The sequence below is a fragment of the Winogradskyella pelagia genome (genome assembly GCF_017581965.1).
GTDB classification, from domain to species: domain Bacteria; phylum Bacteroidota; class Bacteroidia; order Flavobacteriales; family Flavobacteriaceae; genus Winogradskyella; species Winogradskyella pelagia.
Genome location: NZ_JAGEVF010000008.1, coordinates 58346 through 78447 on the forward strand (window position 1 = coordinate 58346; position 20102 = coordinate 78447).

A 20102-nucleotide genomic window follows, 5' to 3' on the forward strand; every position below is an offset into this window, starting at 1 on the left:
GCGTATTCCCATACATTATGGCATTTTTGGTAGGCTATTAATCAATGTCCCAAACATTAATGAGGCTTAATTATCAAACATTAACCCAATTGTTATTGTTTTGTGTTGACTTACTTTTTAAATCCCTCTTTAAAAGTTATTTACAGCAAAACATTGCACTTCATCCAAAGATGTATCGCGGATGAAACACGTATTGACATACGCATTTTTTTTAGTTTCAATTTTCATTTTCAGTCAAAATGATAAAATTGACAACCTTTCTGTGCAATTGGCTTATCAGCAACAAGATTCTACAAAGGTTAATCTATCCATCGAATTAATTGATGAGCTGTACGCTATTGGTGAGTATAAAAAAGCACTCTTGTATGTCAACCAAACTGCAAAACTATCCAAAAGCTTAAACTACATTCGTGGTCTTGCCGAGAGCAGTTATTACCGGGCTTTGATTTATACTAAAAGTAATGATTACTACAATGCGATAGACAATTACACCAAATCCAAAAACTACTTTGCACAAATAAGGGATACTTTAGGTGTTGCCAAAGTGAGTAATAGCATTGGACTAGTTGAAATTAAACGAGGTAATTATGCGGTAGGCTTAAAAAACTCCCTTGCGGCCATTGGTATTTTTGAAGAACGTAATCTCCTAAATGAACTGAGCTTGGCTTATAATAATTTGGCAGAAGCTTATTTTAAAACAAACCAAATAGATAAAGCCCTTAATTTTAACTTCAAGGCTTTAGAGGTTAGAAAACAAATTAATGACCGAATAGGCGTTAAGATTTCAACAAAAAAAATAGCGGAGCTCTATTCAATTCGAAAGGAGCATAGAAAAGCTATAGAGTACTTTGAAAAAGTCTTAGCGTTGCTGAATCCAGAAACTGACCAAAAACTAAGAGGGGAAATACTCCCAAAACTTGGAAGCGAGTACCTGGAATTTAAAGAATATCAAAAAGCTTCGGAGGTCCTCGTAGAGGGTCTTAGATACAATCGAAAAGAAAACAACCAAGAAGGCATACTACGATCACTTAACGCCATTGGTAAATTAAATCTCGAAAGAAATAAAGTAAGACTCGCGGCTTTGCAATTGGATGAAGCATACAACATTGCACTTAAGATAGACGATAAAACAGCACTTCTAAATAATTATAAACTTCATGTTGCTCTCGACTCAACAAGGGGTTATTATCAGAATGCATTCTTTTGGCAAAATAAGTATTACGGCCTTAGAGATCAATTAAATAAAGAAACAGCAGAGGCCTTTACTCCAAGTTCAGAACTACCAAAAGAAAATGAATCTGGCTTATTTGACGAACCTAAAACACAAATAAAAGATAGTACGTACGATTCTTCTAAAAAATGGTTTAACGATTCTTATGTGTTTTATGGTTTTGTGGTAACTTTGATGTTTCTACTTGGCCTTTTAATCTATAGTCTAATCAAAACAAAAGGTTATAAGGATAGCCTAACAGACCAAAGGGATTTATTAGCACAAGAGAAAATTAGAAATGAAGCCATTCTAGAACAAACGCATCATCTGGAAGAAGTCAATCAGGTTAAGGATAAACTTTTTTCTATTGTTTCCCACGACCTTAAGGATAGTATATCATCAATCAAAGCCTTTCTCGATTTACTTAAGGAAGACAGCATATCAAAAGAAGAGTTTAGAGAATTAATACCAGAATTAAGTGAAAATGCAGATAATGCTTCATCTCTACTTTTCAACCTGCTCAATTGGTCAAAATCGCAATTACAAAGTCTAGAGCCTAAGCCAGAGCTGTTTAACATACAAGAGGTGTTCCACACAAAAATGGCTCTTGTTGACCAAAAAGTTGAAGACAAAAAAATTGTTTTAATCGATGAGTCTCAGCGCGATTTCGTATATGCTGATAGGAGCATGATTGAAATCGTTATTCAGAACTTAATTACCAATGCAGTTAAATTTAGCAGAACTGGTGATGTTATTACTGTTTCTAACCAAGATGTTAATGGTAAAGCATTAATCTGCGTTGAAGATACAGGTGTTGGTATTTCTAGAGAAAATATAGATAAGCTATTTAATGCGAACAAAAACTTCACAACAGTTGGCACCAAAAATGAAAAAGGAACAGGACTAGGTCTAACCATAGCAAAGGACTTGGTAGAATTGAATAGCGGTAGAATTTGGGTTGAGAGTACCCAAAACGTAGGCAGTAAATTCTTTATTGAACTTCCTAAGGTCGCGCCTCAGGCGTAAATCAAATTACTATATTAATTCACCCATGTGTGACATCTACTTCTATATAATTCTTGGGCTCGCAGTCGGTTATATTGGTGGTTATGCTGGTATTGGAGGCGGTCCATTTTTAGTCTCCTTTTTAGTTCTAGTCTGTGGTTTTTCCCAGCTTCAATCTCAAGGAAATATCTTAACCATGATGCTTGGTCCAATGAGTCTTCTTGGGGTTATATCCCTTTATGACTATGTCAAGCAACAATGGTTAAACATCACCGTTGGCGTAATATCGTATTGTCTTTTCTCATATTTTGGAGCTGTTTTTGCCTTTTTAATTGGAGAACAGGATGTTAAGTTACTTTTTTCGCTTATTCTAATTGTAATTGCTTTAATTCAATTAGTTCCCATATTTAGAACCAAGACTTTTTCTGCTATAAAATATAGAGACTCTGTTTCTTGGCCCTGGATTCTAATTCTTGGTGCTTTAACGGGTACAATTGGTGGACTTTTTGGCATAGGTGCAGGAGTTCTTATGGTTCCGGTTCTTATTGGTATTTTTAAACTAAAAAAAGAATTTGCTCGAGCCTTAAGCCTAGCCATTCTCGTTCCTCCCGTGAGTTATGGAGCTTATATTAAGTACAATATGGAAATATCCATTGACTGGACAATTGTACTTATTTTATTCTTCAGTTATTTCATTGCCAACTATTTTGGGGCCAAAGCTGGAACCAAAGCCAGCGATAAGCGTTTTAAAATAGTTTACTCAATAGTACTAATAGGTATTGCCGCTGTTTATTTATTCTAGGGAATTATTTTTTAGGTAAAAATACCTCAGCCATCATACATCTTGCACTACCGCCTCCACAGGTTTCAATAGTCTCTAGTGAGCTAGACAAAATTGGGCAATAACTCTGGATTTTATCGATTTGTTCTTGGGTAAGGCTATTATGTGCAGCTTCGCTCATAACAAGATAACGTTTATCCTCATCACCCCTTACCTGAAGCATATTACCTGCAAACTGATGCATTTGAGCTTCAGAAATAGAAATAATCTCTTTACCATCATCTCTAAGATGTTTAAGAAGATTTTTTCGCTCCTTTTTATTGTCTATAGATTCTAAACAAATCACTGCGAATTCTTCAGCAATACACATCATTACGTTAGTGTGATATATGGGTAAACGTTGGTTGTCGGTAGTTTGATTTGCCCTGAAAATAATTGGTAAATATTCAAAATCCTCACAAAACTCAATAAATAGGTCCTCATCTGCTCGAGGCGATAAAGCACAATAGGCTTTACGATTAATACGGTCTAAAATCATACTTCCCGTACCTTCCAAAAAAACACCTTCTTCTTCAGCAGAGGTATAATCCATAATCTCTTTTATTTTAAATCCTTCATCCTCTAAGCGCATAAAAACTTCATCCCTGCGTTCTTTTCTTCTATTTTCGGCAAACATAGGATATATAGCAACATCACCACAGTTATGGAAACTGACCCAATTATTAGGAAACACGGAGTCTGGTGTATCCATAAGCTTATCATCACTTTCTACAATAACATTAACACCTACCGTCCTAAGTTTATCAACAAACGTGTCAAATTCTTCTTGTGCTTTAGTATTAATTTCAGCGTTTTTTATGGCAATATCTTCTTGAAAATAGTTGTTGACTGCTGTCTGTTCATTCATCCTAAAATTAATAGGCCTTATCATTAAAATAGTATTTGTGGTCTGTCTCATGGAGTGTTTTCAAAAAGTGATGTAAAATTAGACTTTTTATGCTTTGCTATCACAAACAGATAAAGAATTATCGTCCAAAATCAGTAAGTTTGAGGCGTTAATAATTATATATAGTTTTATATAGATGAAAAAAATCCTACCCTTTATATTATTACTTGTAGCTTGTAATACAAAATCCAAAAAAGAAAGTCTAGATAGTGAAGATTATTTAACTGTCTTCGAAAAAAGTAATGGAACCCAAACTGCTACTTACTTTGAAACTATTGCATTTTATGAGTTACTAGAGCAACACTTTTCTGAAATCTCAATTCAAACTCTTGGAAAAACGGACGCTGGTTATCCTTTGCATCTTATAAGCTACAATTCAAAGGGTACGGGAGATGATTTCCAAGAATTACGAAAGGAAAATAGAATTCTTTTAATTAACAATGGCATTCACCCAGGGGAATCTGATGGTATCGATGCCACAATGCAATTATTTAGAGACTTGGCTTTTGGTGAAACTGGCCCACCAGAAAATACTATAATATGCACAATTCCTATATATAATGTGGGCGGTAGCCTTAACAGAAACTCTACTACAAGAACTAATCAAAACGGACCAGAGGAATACGGATTTAGAGGAAACGCACGCAATTACGATTTAAATAGGGACTTTATTAAATCCGACACAAAAAACGCCAAATCCTTTGCCCAGATATTTCATCTCGTTCAACCAGACGTTTTTATAGATAACCATGTTAGCAATGGAGCAGATTATCAATATACGCTAACTCATCTTTTTACTCAACATAATAAACTTGGCGGTGAATTAGGCTCCTATTTACATAACACGGTGATGCCAAAATTAGAATCTAAACTCAATACCAAATCATGGGACATTACGCCTTATGTCAATGTTTTTAACAAAAGACCAGAAATTGGATTCTCACAGTTTTTTGATTCACCAAGATACTCTACTGGCTATACCACTTTATTCAATACGTTAGGCATGATGGTTGAAACCCATATGTTAAAACCTTATGATAAAAGAGTGAAAGGCACCTATGAACTTATGAGAAGTATGATAGAGATTATTGAGGAAAACGGAGTCGACATCCGAGAGGCACGATTACAAAACGAAAAAACCTGGCAAGTTGGTGACCCTTATCCAATTCAGTGGGAGTTAGATACTACCAAATCATCAAAACTTTTATTTAAAGGCTATGAAGGTGAAATATCCACAAGTACCTTAACAGGTGGTGAGCGTCTTCGTTTTAACAGAACCAAACCCTTTATAAAAGAAGTTAATTACCAAAATTTTTTTAAATCAAAGCAAGAAGTCACTATTCCCGAAGCATATATCATACCTAGAGGTTGGCATAATATACTTGAACTGCTTCAGTTGAATGATGTAAAAATGGAAACCGTTCAAAGGGATACTACTTTAAGGGTAGAAGCTTATAAAATCGAAGATTACAACACAAGAAGAAATGCTTATGAAGGGCATTATCTCCACTATGGAACATCCGTTAAATCAAAAGAAATAGAATTAATGTTCAAAAAAGGAGATATAATCGTTCCCACAAACCAAGCTGCCATGAGATATTTAGTTGAAACATTAGAACCAGCGGCTACAGACTCATTTTTTAATTGGAATTTCTTTGATACTATTCTACAACAAAAAGAAGGATTCTCTCCCTACGTCTGGGAGGAAAAAGCACAAACACTTTTAAAAAGTAATCCACGATTGCAAATAGAATTTAATGTAAAGAAATCTTACGATAAGGATTTTGCAACTAACTGGTATGCGCAATTAGATTGGCTACATAAAAAAAGTGCGAACTATGAAAGGAGCCACCTTCAATATCCTGTTTTTAGATTAAATTAAAAAAGTAATCTAAGATTACCCATAATCAACTATACAAGTATTTTTATATTAGCATAACTATTTTCTAAAGCTTTTTCAGCATCGTCCTTGTCTAGCCATTTAACCTTGGTTATACCTTCATTCTCTTGAGGAAAAAGCTCACCTTTAAAACTGGTTTTCATTTCAAACCAATACGTCACTTTTATTTTGTGTGTACCATTTCTTTTAAATATATGATACGTTGTAGGTAACTCTTTAGTAACTGAGAGACCATTTACTCCAGTTTCTTCCTCAACTTCGCGCATGGCAGTTTCTTCGATCGACTCGTTTTTTTCAGTCTTACCTTTGGGTAAATCCCATTTATCGTTTCTGTAAATAAAAAGAACCTCACCTGCACTATTAAACACTTTTCCTCCCCCAGCATATACTACTGGCAACAACTTTAAAAAGTGTTTCAACAAGGTATTTGGATTATGATGAATTAAATGTACCTCTTTAAGAGAAGTAGTGTTAAGTAGCTTTATAACCTTACCAATATTAACCGTCTTTAAGAGAAAAGACCTAAAATTAGTTTCTTTTTTTATTTCAGTAGTTAAGATAATTGGTTTGCTACCGACGAAAATGGTATACATATAAGTCTATATTACCGATTTAATAGTTGAATTCAATTAATTTGAACCTCAATATGGTCAAAAATAATTTAAATTGAAGAGATTCTACATATAAAATTAATTAGTTTTGCACTATGATTTACACAAAGGAAGTTGCGAAGAAAACAGCCGAAGTTTTACTTCAAATCAATGCCATAAAATTGCAGCCAGAAGAGCCTTTCACATGGGCTTCTGGCTGGAAATCACCTATTTATTGCGATAATAGAATTATATTATCCTACCCATTAATAAGAAATTTTATTAGAGAGAATCTTGCTAAGATAATTGAACAGCATTACGGGAAGCCAGATGTAATTGCTGGAGTGGCGACTGGTGCCATTGGTATAGGTGCACTTGTCGCTGAATATCTTAATCTACCTTTTATTTATGTGAGGCCCGAGGCAAAGAAACATGGTCGACAAAACCAAATTGAAGGTTATCTAAAAGAAGGCCAAAATGTAGTTGTTGTCGAGGATCTAATAAGTACAGGTAAAAGTAGTTTAAACGCTGTAAAAGCTCTTAAATTGGCAAATGCCAATGTAAAAGGGATGGTTGCTATTTTTTCGTACGGGTTTCCTATTGCTACAGATAATTTTAAAGCCTCTGAAATTGAAATATTAACACTTAGTGATTATAGCAATCTATTAGAACAGGCCCTGGACACTAATTATATCTCAGAAAATCAACAAGACATACTGACACAATGGAATGCCAACCCTTCTGGATGGAACATTAATTGATGAAGTTGAAAAGGTAAACCACACTAACATGAATTTAGAATCTCCAAAAGTAGTTATAGACAAAACAGCTTCAGAAACCTTTGAATTTCTTTCTGACGTTAAGAACTTTGAAGCCCTAATGCCAGAGAATATCAATAAGTTTGAAATTATTGAGGCCAACAAATTTCTGTTCGCATTAAAAGGAATGCCTGAAATTGTTTTAAAGAAGAGGGAGAGCATTCCCAATGAGAAAATTGTTTTGGGATCAGGCGGTGGCAAACTCGATTTTTCTTTAACTGCTAACATCACCAGTTTAGAAGAAAATAAAAGCGAAGTTAATTTATTATTTGATGGTGAATTCAACGCTATGATGGCAATGATGATTAAGGGTCCTATATCTAAATTTATTGAAACCCTTGTTCATAATATGAAGACTGCCATTTAATATAACAATGTTATTTCTTTAAAATCAAACGTTTTAATGTCTTGGTCCTCTAGCCAGACTTTGAGACGCCCACTAGGTGTTACACCTCTTATAATTCCAGAAAATACTTTTTCCCCAGCAATTTTAAAAGTGGAAGGCTTGTCTAGCCTAAATAATAGAGACTCGTATTCTTCAGTAATCTCCTCGATGGTTTTGGACTTTGCGTTCTCAAATTGAATTTTTATAGAAGTAACTATTTCCGCTAGTAATTCTTCCTTTTCATGCAACTTACCAGTAAGTAAATGCATGGAGGTTGCACTTGGCAAATTGTGAAAGAAACGTTGATTTACGTTAAGTCCTATTCCAATAACAGAACCCACTAATTGGTTGTTTTTAATAATATTCTCTATAAGAATACCACAAATCTTCAATTCTTCTGACAAAATGTCGTTTGGCCATTTTATTGCCAATCTGGGCAATTGAAATTTCTTTAAAGACTTAAAAATACCTAGAGACACCAACATGGATATTACAAAGCGATCATCAATATCAAATTCAGTATTTCTCTTAAACATACTGAATGTTAGGTTTTTGCCTTCCTCAGATTGCCAATGTGCACCCATTTGACCTCGCCCTTGAGTTTGAAATTCGCTCCATACCACTGTATAATCCTTAGGTATAGATACGCTAGCGGTTCTCCTTAGATAAGAATTGGTTGAGTCAATGGCATCAAGTTTGATTATAAACATTAAGTGAAGTACTTTTTTTTATGCATTTCTTATGAATTACAAGGCATACATGAACTAAAAAAATAATAACTTTGCGTAAATTTAAATTAATTTAATGACGATAGAAAAAAAGAATGCAGACCAACTCATAACAACAATTGTTGCCGGCATTGAAGAGGTTAAAGGAAAAGAAATTTCAATTTTAGATTTAAGGGAAATAGAAAATACAGTTTGCGATTACTTCATTATCTGCGAAGGGACTTCTAACACACAAGTTAACGCTATAGTAAGTTCAATTCAAAAACAAGTTAGCAAAACATTAAAAGATAAGCCATGGCATGTAGAAGGTACGGATAATGCCGAATGGATTTTGATGGATTATATTAACGTTGTTGTTCATGTATTCCAAAAGCAAACAAGAGATTATTACGATATAGAAAGTTTATGGGGTGATGCAAAAATGACCCAAATTGAAACAAGTTATTAAAGAAGAGGCTATAAATGGCAAAAGACAATAAAAATTTAAATAAAAAACCGAAGGTGAATCCATATTGGATATATGGTGTCATCATTGCGGTATTTCTCTCAATTCAATTATTTTCTGGTGGGTTTAGTGGATCTACAGGTAAACAGACAACTCCAGCTCAGTTTTTAGAATATCTAAAGAAGGGTGATGTAGAAAAGGTAGAAATAGTTAACAAACGTGAGGCAAGGGTATTCATAACTAATGAGGCCCAAGAACAGGAAGTTCATAAAAATTCTAAACCCAAATCAATGTTTCCTACTGTTTCAGCAGTACCGAACTATAAATTTGAGTTTGGAGATTTGCAGAATTTTGAAAAGGAAATAAATGACATTATTAGGACCAACAATCTTAATACGATAATAACCTATGAAACCGAACACAACGTTTGGGGTGATTTTCTATTAACGTTGTTACCTTTTATTCTTATTATAGGCGTTTGGATATTTATCATGCGGCGCATGTCTTCAGGTGGCGGTGGCGGTGCCGGAGGCCAAATTTTCAATATTGGGAAGTCTAAGGCAAAGCTGTTTGATGAAAAAACAGATACAAAAACATCCTTTAAAGATGTTGCTGGTCTGGAAGGTGCCAAGGAAGAGGTTCAAGAAATAGTAGACTTTTTAAAATATCCTGAAAAATACACTTCCTTAGGTGGTAAAATTCCTAAAGGAGCACTTTTAGTAGGCCCTCCAGGGACCGGAAAAACTCTATTAGCCAAGGCAGTAGCTGGTGAGGCTAAAGTTCCATTTTTCTCGCTTTCTGGCTCTGATTTTGTGGAAATGTTTGTTGGGGTTGGAGCATCACGGGTAAGAGACTTATTTAAACAAGCCAAAGAAAAGTCTCCATCAATTATTTTTATAGACGAGATTGACGCAATAGGTCGCGCTCGAGGAAAAAATAATTTCTCAGGTTCCAACGACGAACGGGAGAACACCCTAAACCAGTTATTAACAGAAATGGATGGGTTTGGTACAAACACCAATGTTATTGTCCTGGCTGCAACCAACAGGGCAGATGTCTTAGATAGTGCATTAATGCGTGCAGGCCGATTCGACAGACAAATTTATGTGGATTTGCCAGATGTTAGAGAACGTAAGGAAATCTTTGAAGTCCATTTAAGACCTTTAAAAAAAGAGGAGTCCTTAGATATTGATTTTCTAGCGAAACAAACTCCTGGCTTCTCAGGGGCAGACATTGCTAATGTGTGTAATGAGGCAGCTCTCATTGCCGCAAGGAAAGGCAAGAAAGCTGTTAATAAACAAGATTTCTTAGACGCTGTTGATAGAATAATAGGTGGTCTTGAAAAGAAAAATAAAATAATAACGCCCGATGAAAAAAGAGCAGTGGCTTTCCACGAAGCAGGACACGCCACGGTTAGTTGGATGCTTGAGCATGCAGCACCACTGGTTAAAGTAACCATAGTTCCGCGAGGACGGTCCCTAGGAGCTGCCTGGTATTTACCAGAAGAGCGACTTATTGTTAGACCTGAACAAATGTTAGATGAAATGTGCGCTGCACTTGGTGGTAGAGCTGCCGAACAAGTTATTTTTGGTAAAATATCTACCGGAGCTCTAAGTGATTTAGAAAAAGTAACCAAACAAGCCAGAGCAATGGTTACTATCTATGGATTGAGCGATAAGATAGGTAACCTCACGTATTACGATTCTTCAGGGCAATCAGAATATGGCTTTACTAAACCTTATAGTGAGCAAACTGCAGAACTTATTGATAAAGAAATATCAAACATTATTGAGGAGCAATACCAACGTGCCGTTAAACTGCTAGACGAAAACAAAGATAAATTAACACAACTCGCAGAGGTACTTTTAGATAAAGAGGTTATATTCAAGGATAACTTAGAAAAAATATTTGGAAGTCGACCTTATGGCCCTAAGGAGGAAGAACTCACTAGTCAGCCTGCAACGGAAATTGAAGAAGAAGAATAAGCCGAGATAACCAGCGCTTCATATAAAAAACTTAAATTGACATTTAGTTAGTTTAAGTTTTTTTATATTTGATAAATGCACGAAATATCTGTATTAATAGCAACTTTTGAATGAGCCTTTTTCGCAAACTTTTCGGTCTAAAATCTAAAAAAACTGAAGAGAATATACCAGACCAAGAACGTGGGAAGTATATGCCCGAGGTGAAGCTTCCTGCCGATGAGCGCTTTACTATAAATTTTAAAGCCAATGGCGGTAAATTTTTGTATTGCGAAAATATGATAGAAGTTAAGGAAAGTTTTAATGCGATATTAAAAGAGAATAATTGGCAAGATGACAAGGTATTTCTTATAGATGAAAGGCTGAATCAATTATTCAAAGATTTTAATCTCAAAAGTACTAAAAATGCAGATGAGAGTTCTTATTTCTTGTCAACTTGCGAATATCTAATATCAGATGACGGCTCTTTATTAATATCCTCTAATCAAATTGCAGAAAAGAAACTTAAGGAGTTACCGCATCATTTTATTATCTATGCCACAACAAGCCAATTTGTTGAAAATATTGGGGAAGGTCTAAAAGGTATTAAAAACAAAAGTAAATCTTCCATACCAACCAATATTACTACCATTAAGCATTTTAAGGCCGCTGATGATAAGGATTTCCTCACCTATGGCAGCAGCGCTAAAGACTTGTACCTGCTTCTACTTGAAGATTTGTAATGAAAGAACTTTACACAAGAGCTATTTCTGGTTTTATATATGCCTTATTATTAATTGGTGCATTATATTTTCAAACTGGATTGGTCATTGTCCTAGCTGTTTTTGGTATTATTAGCCTGGCGGAATTCAGTAAATTAATCCATCTCAAATCACTTTTTCAGTACTTAATTTTTATCATACTTTATTCTTGTTTTAGCTATTTTTGTCTGAGTAATACAGTTACGACAGGTAGTGAAGAAGCAATTCAAATTCTTTTAGTGATTACTATTTTTGTTAACCTTATTTTGATTAAGGATTTATTCACTACTAAAAAAATCCCGCTATTTGAGTCAAAACGCTACATAACTACTACGTTTTATCTTTCTAGTGGTTTTGTGTTTATGATGCAGATAGCTAACTATGACAATACATTTACACCTCTATTATTACTAGGTGCATTTATTCTTGTCTGGGTTAATGATAGTGCCGCTTACATTATCGGTAAAAATTTTGGACGCCAAAAACTTTTTCCGAGCATATCACCAAAGAAAACAGTTGAAGGTTTTCTCGGAGGCCTTTTTTTCGCTTGTGTTTCTAGTTACTTCATTACTTTATATACAGCATCTCTAAGTTTTAATCACTGGCTAATATTAGCCATAATCGTAAGTGTAATCGGAACCTTTGGCGACCTAATAGAATCTAAATTTAAGCGGCAAGCTGGTGTAAAAGATAGTGGTGTTATTATGCCAGGACATGGTGGATTATTGGATCGCTTGGATAGCCTTATATTTGCTGCACCTTTTATATATTTATTTTTAAGAATTGCGTAGTTATGTTTCATAAAGAAGGACACAAAATCATTTTTATAACACTTGTCTTTGTCGTAGGGTCATTTTTTTTAATTGATGAGTTTATAACTGATGAGTGGTTTAGAAAGGGCTTAATGATTATAATTCTTGTTTTCTTCATTCTAATTTTACAGTTTTTTAGAAATCCGAAACGTAATACTCATATAAATGAAAACAACGTTTTATCTCCAGTAGATGGCAAAGTTGTAGTGATTGAGGAGGTTGAAGAAAGTGAATTCTTTAAAGATAAGCGTATTCAGGTTTCCGTTTTTATGTCGCCCCTTAATGTTCACGTAACAAGACACCCTGTGAGTGGATCAGTTTCTTATAGTAAATACCACCCAGGAAAATATTTGGTGGCTTGGCACCCTAAAGCAAGTGAGGAAAATGAGCGGACAACCGTTGTCGTAGAAAATAATAGTACCGGTCCTATTCTTTACAGACAAATTGCAGGAGCCTTGGCCAGGCGAATTGTTAACTATGCAAAAATTAACACTGCTGTAAAGCAAGGTTCTGATTCAGGTTTTATTAAATTTGGCTCACGTGTTGACGTATTTTTGCCCTTAAATTCCGAAATTAAGGTCACCCTTAATCAAAAGGTAAGAGGTGGAGAAACAATTATAGCAGAGATGTCATGACTTCCGAAGAACTCGAAAAATTATTTCAAGAAGCCGTTAAGAGAGTAAACGACCATACGGAACCATTTCCTGCAGATTTTTTGTTACGCCTTTATGCCTACTATAAAAAAGCTACCAATGATTACGGACGTCCTAATAGTAAAAAGCCTATTATAAATGCCTTTAAGACCAATGCTTTGTTTCAAGTTCAGGACATCAGTGAAGATGAAGCAAAAAAGGAATATATAGCGCTGGTAAAAAACTATTTTCTCTATAGAAAATAACCTAGTTTTTACCTAAACAAAGTAAGAATCTAAACTAAGGCTATTTAGATTTAATCAATTGCCTTAGGCAAATGAATCCCGTTTCTTAAAATTAAAACCCCCATAATTAGAGCCCAAACCACTTTAATATGGAATAATGGTTTATAAATTTCAAAATTATCTGGGATGGCTAAAATAATGCCCATTGCGGCCAAACCAAAAAGCAAGGTAAAAACCCCTAATAATTTATTGACCATATGCCATTTTAAAAATGCGAATCCCAAAAGTACAAATCCTACTCCCGAAAAAATTCTTCCAAACCTAATAAAGCAAGTTACATATTGATTAGTGTATAATATATCTCGCATAAAAGTGTCAATTTCTGCAGCAGATTTTCCAGCTGTTTCACCAACACCCCAAGCGCCAAAATTATAAAAATATGCATTCGCTATGGCCAAGGTAAAGGTTCCTATTATTATCATGCCTGCACCAGGCAAAATCAGTACCCTAAAAGGTCGTCTTGCTGCTACAGATACAAGTGCAAATAAAGCAATACCAAGAGTTACCCAACCAAATATATGAATACGATACATCCATATCCAGGTCCAAACATTTTCGCCTATTGCTTCAAAATCTGAAGCTTTTATGTATTCTCCTATATGATGCGGAGACAATGCCCAACCCAACCACAATAAAAGTGAAGCCAATAGAAAAGACCACCCAACTACCTTAGTTTCAAAATCTTTATGAATCATAACCTTATTAATTTTCGATAATTCTTCAAGCTATTGCTTTAATTTATCTGTTTATGTAACTTTTGTTACATTACAGGAAAAGAATGATCAATTATTTTTAGAGATATTTAAGAATTAGACGGGATTGCAGTACAATAATAAATTAATAATCAATAGACTGACAGCATTGTGGGCTCTCAACGAATGTGGCATAGGCGGTTTTATGCACGCCTTTAGCTCACCATTTACGGGTATTATTGTTGGCGGTGTTTCCATATTGCTCATAACCCTTATTGCTTCTTACGCTAAAAATTTACGCTCAACACTAATTAAAGCCTTAATTATTGTATTACTGGTGAAGCTCAGTGTAAGCCCTCATTCACCTCTACCTGCATATTTAGCCGTTTCTTTTCAAGGAATTTTAGGAATAATCTTATTTAGTTTATTACCTGTGAACAGGGTAACAATAGTTTTACTAGGAGTTCTTACCTATTTAGAATCTGCTCTTCAAAAAGTTATTGTTTTAACCATAATATATGGTCAATCCCTTTGGAACGCTATTGATAGCTACGGCGCATGGATTAGCACTAAATTCAATTCCTTGGCTCTTAATATATCTTCCAAACATTTAATATTGGTTTATTTAATATTTTATGGCGTCTCGGGTTTTCTTGCGGGGTTGCTCATTCTAAGAGTTTATAAGGCTGTCCACTCTATAAAACTGCCCAATAATTTTAACCCACCAGTTTTAGATATAGCAACGGACCCTAAGACAAAACATCCTAAGAAGAAAAGGAAGTTAATCTTGTTTTGGTGTATTACTGTAGTAGTAATTTTACTTCCTTTAATATTCTTTAATAGTAATAATAATAATAATGGATGGAAAACAGGTTTATATGTTGTCGCCAGAAGTTTAATAATTATAGGCACCTGGTATATTATACTTGGCCCATTGACTCTTAAATTACTTAATAAATTTTTACAGAAAAGACGCTCACAATACCAGACAGAATTGCAACAGACACTTTTGTTATTACCACATTTAAAATCAATAGTAAATTATGTTTGGAAAGAGAGCAAATCCTTAAAAGGCCTAAATCGAGTCCAGTATTTTATTTCAAGAAGTATTGTATACAGCTTTCACTTTAAAACTTCAAAATAATTGATACACTTATTAGTAGGGCAAATAGAAACGGGAAAGAGTACTGCGCTCATAAATTGGATTAAGGGAAAAACAAATGTTTACGGCATATTGAGCCCTGTTGATGATAACAAGAAGAGGGGGTTTTTTAACATTGAAACCAAAGAAAAGTTTGCCATGCAAGCAGACTCGGAAGAAGAAAACGTTATTTCTATTGGCCGGTACCATTTCTACAAATCAGCTTTTAAAATGGCCAATTCAATTATAATCCAAAATGTCAAAACCAAAAGTGCAGGATACATTATTATAGATGAATTAGGAAAATTAGAATTAAAATCTCAAGGACTTCATGCATCAGCACTGACGGCAATTGAAAAAACTAGAAATAATAAAAAACTGCACACTATTCTTGTTGTTCGAGACTATTTATTAGAAAATATAAAAAACCACTACAAGATTACAAACGGTAACGTATTAACCATATCCAGTCTGTCTTCCTTAGGTTAATATGTAACATTAGTTACATAAGAATTGAGTAAAAATGATTAATTTATAAAGTTAATGTGTTAGTGTTAAATTTATAGTATTTTGAAGAGAAGAGATTTTGTTAAGAAAGCGACATTAAGTTCTTTTGCTGCTTTAATTGGCGCCGAAATTGTTTTTGGCTCTAAAATGTATGACGGATACACGCCAATTGCTTTGCAAGATCCGGATCCATTCAAACTTTTTAACAAACATAAAGACATGGTTGTTCTTAATGATAAGCCATGGAATATCGAAGCTCAAGCACATTTATTGGACGACAAAATTACCCCTAATTCCAGTATGTTCGTTAGAAATAATGGACTAATTCCAGAAAATATTGATATTAAGAGCTGGACACTTACTATTGATGGAGAGTCTGTAAAAAAAACAAAAACCTATACTTTACAGGAACTTAAAGCAAACTTTAAACAATATACTTATCAATTAACCATAGAGTGCGGTGGTAATGGCAGAGCTGAATTTGACCCACCCGCTAAAGGTAACCAATGGACGGTTGGTGCTGTTCATTGTGCCTCATGGACTGGTGTTAGACTAAGAGACATCCTTGAAGATACAGGAATTAAAAATGATGCGGTTTACATTGGCTTTCATGCTGCCGACCAACACCTTAGCAGAGACCCTAAAAAGGAGGCAATTTCAAGAGGTTGTCCCGTGGCTAAAGCTGTTCAAGACGAAACCTTATTAGCATTTCAAATGAATGGTAAAGATATTCCTCTTGTGCATGGTTATCCTTTAAGGTTAGTTGCTGGCGGATGGCCGGCATCCGTATCTGGAAAGTGGGTAAATCGGATTAGTATTCGCAATAAAATACATGATGGTGCAAAAATGAATGGTACTGCCTACAGAGTCCCTTGTGAACCCGTTGAGCCAGGTGCAAAAGTAAAGGATGAAGATATGTGCATCATAGAATCTATGCCTGTAAAATCATTGATTACTTATCCAAAATCTGGTGCTATGATTAACAAAGGAAAAAAACTGAATATTAGAGGTCATGCTTGGGCCGGAGAATTAGAAGTAATAAAAGTAGAATACTCAATAGACTTTGGTGCAACATGGCAAGGCTGCACTCTTGAATCACCAGTTAATAGATTAGCTTGGCAACATTTTTCAGCATCAGTTGATTTTCCAAAAAAAGGATATTATGAAGTTTGGGCAAAGGCCACCGACTCTCTCGGCGTGTCACAACCTATGATTTTACCTGGGTGGAATCCAAAAGGCTATTTAAACAACGCCTGTCATAGAATTGCTGTTAAGGTTAAATAATGAAAAAAGACAATACATTCAGTGCACAAATTAAGACCATCTACAAGATGTTAATGGCATTATTCTCATTGTTTGTTGTTGCCGGTGGTGGACTAGTTTATTATGCAAATAATCCAACAGCCTTCAATTTTAATTCTGAAAATAAAACTGTTTCTACTGTCCCTTTAGAGGTTGATGAAGATTTAATCGTTGATGGCATTCATATTAGAACCGGCTTAGTTGATGACCAAGGTTTAATGGTTGTTGTTAATAATTGTACAAATTGCCACTCAGCCAAATTAGTAACACAAAACAGAATGAATGCTGAGCGCTGGAATTCCACAATAAAATGGATGCAAGAGACTCAGAACTTGTGGGACTTAGGAAAAAACCAAGAAATTATAGTCAATTATTTAGTAAAAAATTATCCGCCTAAAGCGAAAGGTAGGCGGATGGCATTGTCTGGCATAGAGTGGTATGAGTTGGAAGATTAAAATAGCCGTATTGACCATTTTGTTTTGGTCTTGTAAAGAACATCGTGCATCGGATACATTAGCATCTTATGGTGATTATGTCATAGAAGCAAATGAACTAATGGCTTTAATAGAGCATCCCAATATTAAAATATTAGACTTTAGAAAAAATAACCTTTATAATAAAGGACATATAGCTAAGGCAATTAATATTTCGAGAGATGATATTGAAGACGGATCGTATCCCTATTCTGGCGTAATGGCTAGAAAAAGTCAAATTGAAGAGTTGTTTAGTAAACTAGGTATAAACTCCGATGATACTGTTATAGTTTATGATGATAGCGGAATGTGTGAAGCCTCAAGATTATGGTGGATATTGCAGAATTATAATTTTAAAAATATAAAACTACTTAATGGTGGATTTTTATCGTGGGTAGATATAAATGGAGAAACCTCCACTGAAAATCCAGTTATAAAACCTACAAATTTTAAATTTCCAGCCAATTCATTAATGAATTATTATATTTCAAAGGAAGAACTGTTAGAAGTCCAAAAGAGTAATGTGATAATAATAGATACAAGAACGCTAGATGAGTACTCAGGCAAACATCAAAAACATGGCGCATCAAAAGCTGGGAGGATTCCAAATAGTATTCACGTGGATTGGGCTGATAATATTTATTTTAACGGTGATAAAAGACTGAAACCAATTGAAGAAATTAGAAAAAATTACGATAAATTAGATTTAAAAAATACAGACTTTATAATCTTATATTGCCACAGTGGTGTTCGCTCAGCACATACTACTTTTGTATTGACACAATTATTAGGATTTAAAAATGTAAAAAATTATGATGGATCTTGGGTAGAGTGGAGTTATCATAATGATTTACCTGTTGATATTGACATGCTTTAAAAAAAAGAGAAATGGAAAATTATTTAGACGCATTTGTAAAAGCCTTTGAAGGCACGCTATCTTGGACCTGGAAATCAATTCTTTTTGAAGTTCCATGGTACACAAATTATTTTTGGGGACTTATTGTTATTTCTTTAGTCGTATGGCTCTTAGAAATCTTTTTTCCATGGCGAAAAGATCAGGCTATATTTAGAAAAGATTTCTGGCTAGACGCATTTTATATGTTCTTTAATTTTTTCATTTTCTCCATTGTTATCAGTGGCGTATATCAAATTATAGGTCTTCTGCTTTCAGAAATAAATATTACTGCTAAAAGTTTAGCTATAATTGATATGTCTAACTGGGCACCAGGCATACAATTATTCGTGTTTTTTATTATCCTAGACTTTGTTCAGTGGTTTACACATGTACTTCTTCACAGGTACCGCATACTTTGGAATTTCCATAAAGTCCATCATAGTGTGAAAGAAATGGGCTTTGCGGCACATTTAAGGTACCATTGGATGGAAAATATTTTATACAAGCCCTTAAAAACTTTTGGTGTAATGCTCATTGGTGGATTTGAACCAGAGCAAGCATTTATTGTACACTTTATCGCAATTGCAATCGGGCATTTAAACCACGCTAACATTAAAATTACTTGGGGACCACTTAAGTACATTCTAAATAACCCTGTTATGCATTTGTACCACCATGCATATCATTTACCTAAGGGTAAACATGGCGTCAATTACGGTATTAGTTTAAGTCTATGGGATTATATATTTAAGACTAATTATATCCCTGAAGATAGCGGGACAATTGAAATTGGTTTTAAAGGTGACGATAAATTTCCTCAAGACTTCATAGGTCAAAACACCTATGGTTTCGGAAAAAGTAAAAACTAACTTTAAATCGGATTTTAGTCTCTTATAAGTGGCATTGTAGAACAGCGTAGTAGACCTTCTTGCTTTGCAATCTCTGTATATGGAACCTCTTCTACAGTAAATCCATTTTGTCTAAGCCAATTATTTAACCTTGTAAAATTACGCTCTGAAATCACCACATCTTCTGAAATAGAGAAGATATTACTAAACATATTATACATTTCGTCTTTGGTAATTTCAAAGATATTTTCCTCTCCAAAAAAATCAACGAGCCATTGGTACTCTTCTTCAACCAAAAACCCGTTCTTATGAAGAATTGCCTTGTCTTTTCCTACAGGTTGAAAACAGCAATCTAAGTGTAGTGCATTTTCTCTTGGATCTGTATTTGACTTTCGCAGCTCAAAAGATTTTACTTTCTTGTTTGGAAATAATGCTTTAATAGCCTCTACAGCCTCCTTGTTTGTTCGAGCTGTTATGAAATCGGCATAATCATCACCTGAGTAAGTTCCAATAAAAATATAGTCATTCCAGGGCATTACATCACCACCTTCAACATGGCAATCATCAGGCAGAATAATTCTATTTTTTTTGTCTACAGTAATCCAAACATATTCCGTAGCCTCCACTTCCCTCTTTCTATCTGGTAAAATATTGGCTATTATAATTTTATCTTCAATGACAAATGAAATATCTCTTGCAAATATTTGATTATAGTTCTCTAATACCTGAGGACGGTAAACAGTTACATCGTACTTCTTCAGAACATCCGCAACAGCTTCCATCTCCTTAATCATATCTTCCTCCTTAGGATAAGTACCTGCCAAAACGTGTTCTAAACTTTTTGGATCATAGCACTCTTCAGGTTTTGGAGTTGGCCCATTACTTTCTGCCGTACCTAGTATAACCGCTCTCAATCGAGAGGTTTCATTCTGGATATTTAATTTCATAAGGTATTACACTAAAAA

The 20102-nt window shown here is 34.6% G+C and carries 22 protein-coding genes; 17 read left to right on the forward strand and 5 right to left on the reverse strand.

Translation table 11 applies throughout. From position 1 onward, the window contains the following. Positions 1 to 181 precede the first annotated feature (181 nt). The gene (locus J4050_RS10595; RefSeq protein WP_208154563.1) at positions 182 to 2236 is read left to right on the forward strand and encodes a tetratricopeptide repeat-containing sensor histidine kinase; all 2055 of its coding nucleotides are present in this window, start codon (positions 182 to 184) and stop codon (positions 2234 to 2236) included. 25 nt (positions 2237 to 2261) lie between these two features. Further along, a complete protein-coding gene (locus tag J4050_RS10600) occupies positions 2262 to 3017 on the forward strand; it encodes a sulfite exporter TauE/SafE family protein (RefSeq protein ID WP_208154564.1) in 756 nt (251 codons plus the stop codon). A 4-nt stretch (positions 3018 to 3021) separates the two neighbouring features. On the opposite strand, the gene ctlX is transcribed toward J4050_RS10600, so the two are convergent. Continuing rightward, a complete protein-coding gene (gene ctlX, locus J4050_RS10605) occupies positions 3022 to 3954 on the reverse strand; it encodes a citrulline utilization hydrolase CtlX (protein ID WP_208154565.1) in 933 nt (310 codons plus the stop codon). Positions 3955 to 4078: 124 nt separating this feature from the next. Here ctlX and J4050_RS10610 point away from each other — a divergent pair, with 124 nt between their 5' ends. After that, positions 4079 to 5824, forward strand: coding sequence for a M14 family metallopeptidase (locus tag J4050_RS10610; protein ID WP_208154566.1), 1746 nt, complete (start codon positions 4079 to 4081; stop codon positions 5822 to 5824). Positions 5825 to 5853: 29 nt separating this feature from the next. On the opposite strand, the gene J4050_RS10615 is transcribed toward J4050_RS10610, so the two are convergent. Next, positions 5854 to 6435, reverse strand: coding sequence for an NUDIX hydrolase (locus J4050_RS10615; RefSeq protein WP_208154567.1), 582 nt, complete (start codon positions 6433 to 6435; stop codon positions 5854 to 5856). A gap of 113 nt (positions 6436 to 6548) precedes the next feature. Here J4050_RS10615 and pyrE point away from each other — a divergent pair, with 113 nt between their 5' ends. Beyond that, on the forward strand, positions 6549 to 7193 hold the full coding sequence (gene pyrE, locus J4050_RS10620) for an orotate phosphoribosyltransferase (protein WP_208154568.1): 645 nt from the start codon (positions 6549 to 6551) through the stop codon (positions 7191 to 7193). Between the two features lie 28 nt (positions 7194 to 7221). Beyond that, positions 7222 to 7617, forward strand: coding sequence for an SRPBCC family protein (locus tag J4050_RS10625; protein ID WP_208154569.1), 396 nt, complete (start codon positions 7222 to 7224; stop codon positions 7615 to 7617). Here J4050_RS10625 and J4050_RS10630 read toward each other — a convergent pair. Next, positions 7614 to 8345 carry a biotin--[acetyl-CoA-carboxylase] ligase gene (locus J4050_RS10630; protein ID WP_208154570.1) on the reverse strand — a complete coding sequence of 244 codons (732 nt, stop codon included), beginning with the start codon at positions 8343 to 8345 and terminating at the stop codon, positions 7614 to 7616. The two genes, J4050_RS10625 and J4050_RS10630, sit on opposite strands and share 4 nt — an antisense overlap. A 94-nt stretch (positions 8346 to 8439) precedes the next feature. Between J4050_RS10630 and rsfS the strand changes: the two genes are divergently transcribed. From rsfS to J4050_RS10660, 6 genes are all read left to right on the forward strand, one after another. Then, on the forward strand, positions 8440 to 8811 hold the full coding sequence (rsfS, locus tag J4050_RS10635; protein ID WP_208154571.1) for a ribosome silencing factor: 372 nt from the start codon (positions 8440 to 8442) through the stop codon (positions 8809 to 8811). A 14-nt stretch (positions 8812 to 8825) separates the two neighbouring features. Beyond that, on the forward strand, positions 8826 to 10793 hold the full coding sequence (ftsH, locus tag J4050_RS10640; protein WP_208154572.1) for an ATP-dependent zinc metalloprotease FtsH: 1968 nt from the start codon (positions 8826 to 8828) through the stop codon (positions 10791 to 10793). A gap of 110 nt (positions 10794 to 10903) precedes the next feature. Then, positions 10904 to 11512: an LUD domain-containing protein gene (locus tag J4050_RS10645; protein ID WP_208154573.1), complete on the forward strand. Its 609-nt coding sequence runs from the start codon at positions 10904 to 10906 to the stop codon at positions 11510 to 11512. Next, positions 11512 to 12321 (forward strand): phosphatidate cytidylyltransferase, encoded by an 810-nt coding sequence (locus J4050_RS10650; RefSeq protein WP_208154574.1) that lies wholly within the window; start codon positions 11512 to 11514, stop codon positions 12319 to 12321. The genes J4050_RS10645 and J4050_RS10650 overlap by 1 nt, the downstream gene beginning before the upstream one ends. Before the next feature lie 2 nt (positions 12322 to 12323). Then, a complete protein-coding gene (locus J4050_RS10655; protein ID WP_208154575.1) occupies positions 12324 to 12977 on the forward strand; it encodes a phosphatidylserine decarboxylase family protein in 654 nt (217 codons plus the stop codon). Continuing rightward, positions 12974 to 13240 (forward strand): acyl-CoA-binding protein, encoded by a 267-nt coding sequence (locus tag J4050_RS10660; RefSeq protein ID WP_208154576.1) that lies wholly within the window; start codon positions 12974 to 12976, stop codon positions 13238 to 13240. Before J4050_RS10655 ends, J4050_RS10660 begins: the two co-directional genes overlap by 4 nt. 50 nt (positions 13241 to 13290) lie before the next feature. Here J4050_RS10660 and J4050_RS10665 read toward each other — a convergent pair whose 3' ends face one another. Continuing rightward, on the reverse strand, positions 13291 to 13974 hold the full coding sequence (locus J4050_RS10665) for a hypothetical protein (RefSeq protein WP_243878617.1): 684 nt from the start codon (positions 13972 to 13974) through the stop codon (positions 13291 to 13293). Between the two features lie 124 nt (positions 13975 to 14098). Here J4050_RS10665 and J4050_RS10670 point away from each other — a divergent pair, with 124 nt between their 5' ends. The 6 genes from J4050_RS10670 (at position 14099) to J4050_RS10695 (ending at position 19158) form a co-directional block, all read left to right on the forward strand. Further along, on the forward strand, positions 14099 to 15115 hold the full coding sequence (locus J4050_RS10670; protein ID WP_208154577.1) for a hypothetical protein: 1017 nt from the start codon (positions 14099 to 14101) through the stop codon (positions 15113 to 15115). Next, positions 15116 to 15601, forward strand: a complete 486-nt coding sequence (locus tag J4050_RS10675) for a nucleoside-triphosphatase (protein WP_208154578.1) — start codon at positions 15116 to 15118, stop codon at positions 15599 to 15601. Between the two features lie 81 nt (positions 15602 to 15682). Next, entirely contained in the window at positions 15683 to 16903 is a 1221-nt protein-coding gene (locus J4050_RS10680) for a sulfite oxidase (protein WP_208154579.1), read from the forward strand. Beyond that, entirely contained in the window at positions 16903 to 17376 is a 474-nt protein-coding gene (locus J4050_RS10685; RefSeq protein ID WP_208154580.1) for a monoheme cytochrome C, read from the forward strand. The genes J4050_RS10680 and J4050_RS10685 overlap by 1 nt, the downstream gene beginning before the upstream one ends. Further along, positions 17360 to 18271, forward strand: coding sequence for a sulfurtransferase (locus tag J4050_RS10690; RefSeq protein ID WP_208154581.1), 912 nt, complete (start codon positions 17360 to 17362; stop codon positions 18269 to 18271). Before J4050_RS10685 ends, J4050_RS10690 begins: the two co-directional genes overlap by 17 nt. Before the next feature lie 11 nt (positions 18272 to 18282). Then, entirely contained in the window at positions 18283 to 19158 is an 876-nt protein-coding gene (locus J4050_RS10695) for a sterol desaturase family protein (RefSeq protein ID WP_208154582.1), read from the forward strand. A 14-nt stretch (positions 19159 to 19172) separates the two neighbouring features. On the opposite strand, the gene J4050_RS10700 is transcribed toward J4050_RS10695, so the two are convergent. Then, a complete protein-coding gene (locus J4050_RS10700; protein ID WP_208154583.1) occupies positions 19173 to 20084 on the reverse strand; it encodes a dimethylarginine dimethylaminohydrolase family protein in 912 nt (303 codons plus the stop codon). Positions 20085 to 20102 lie beyond the last annotated feature (18 nt).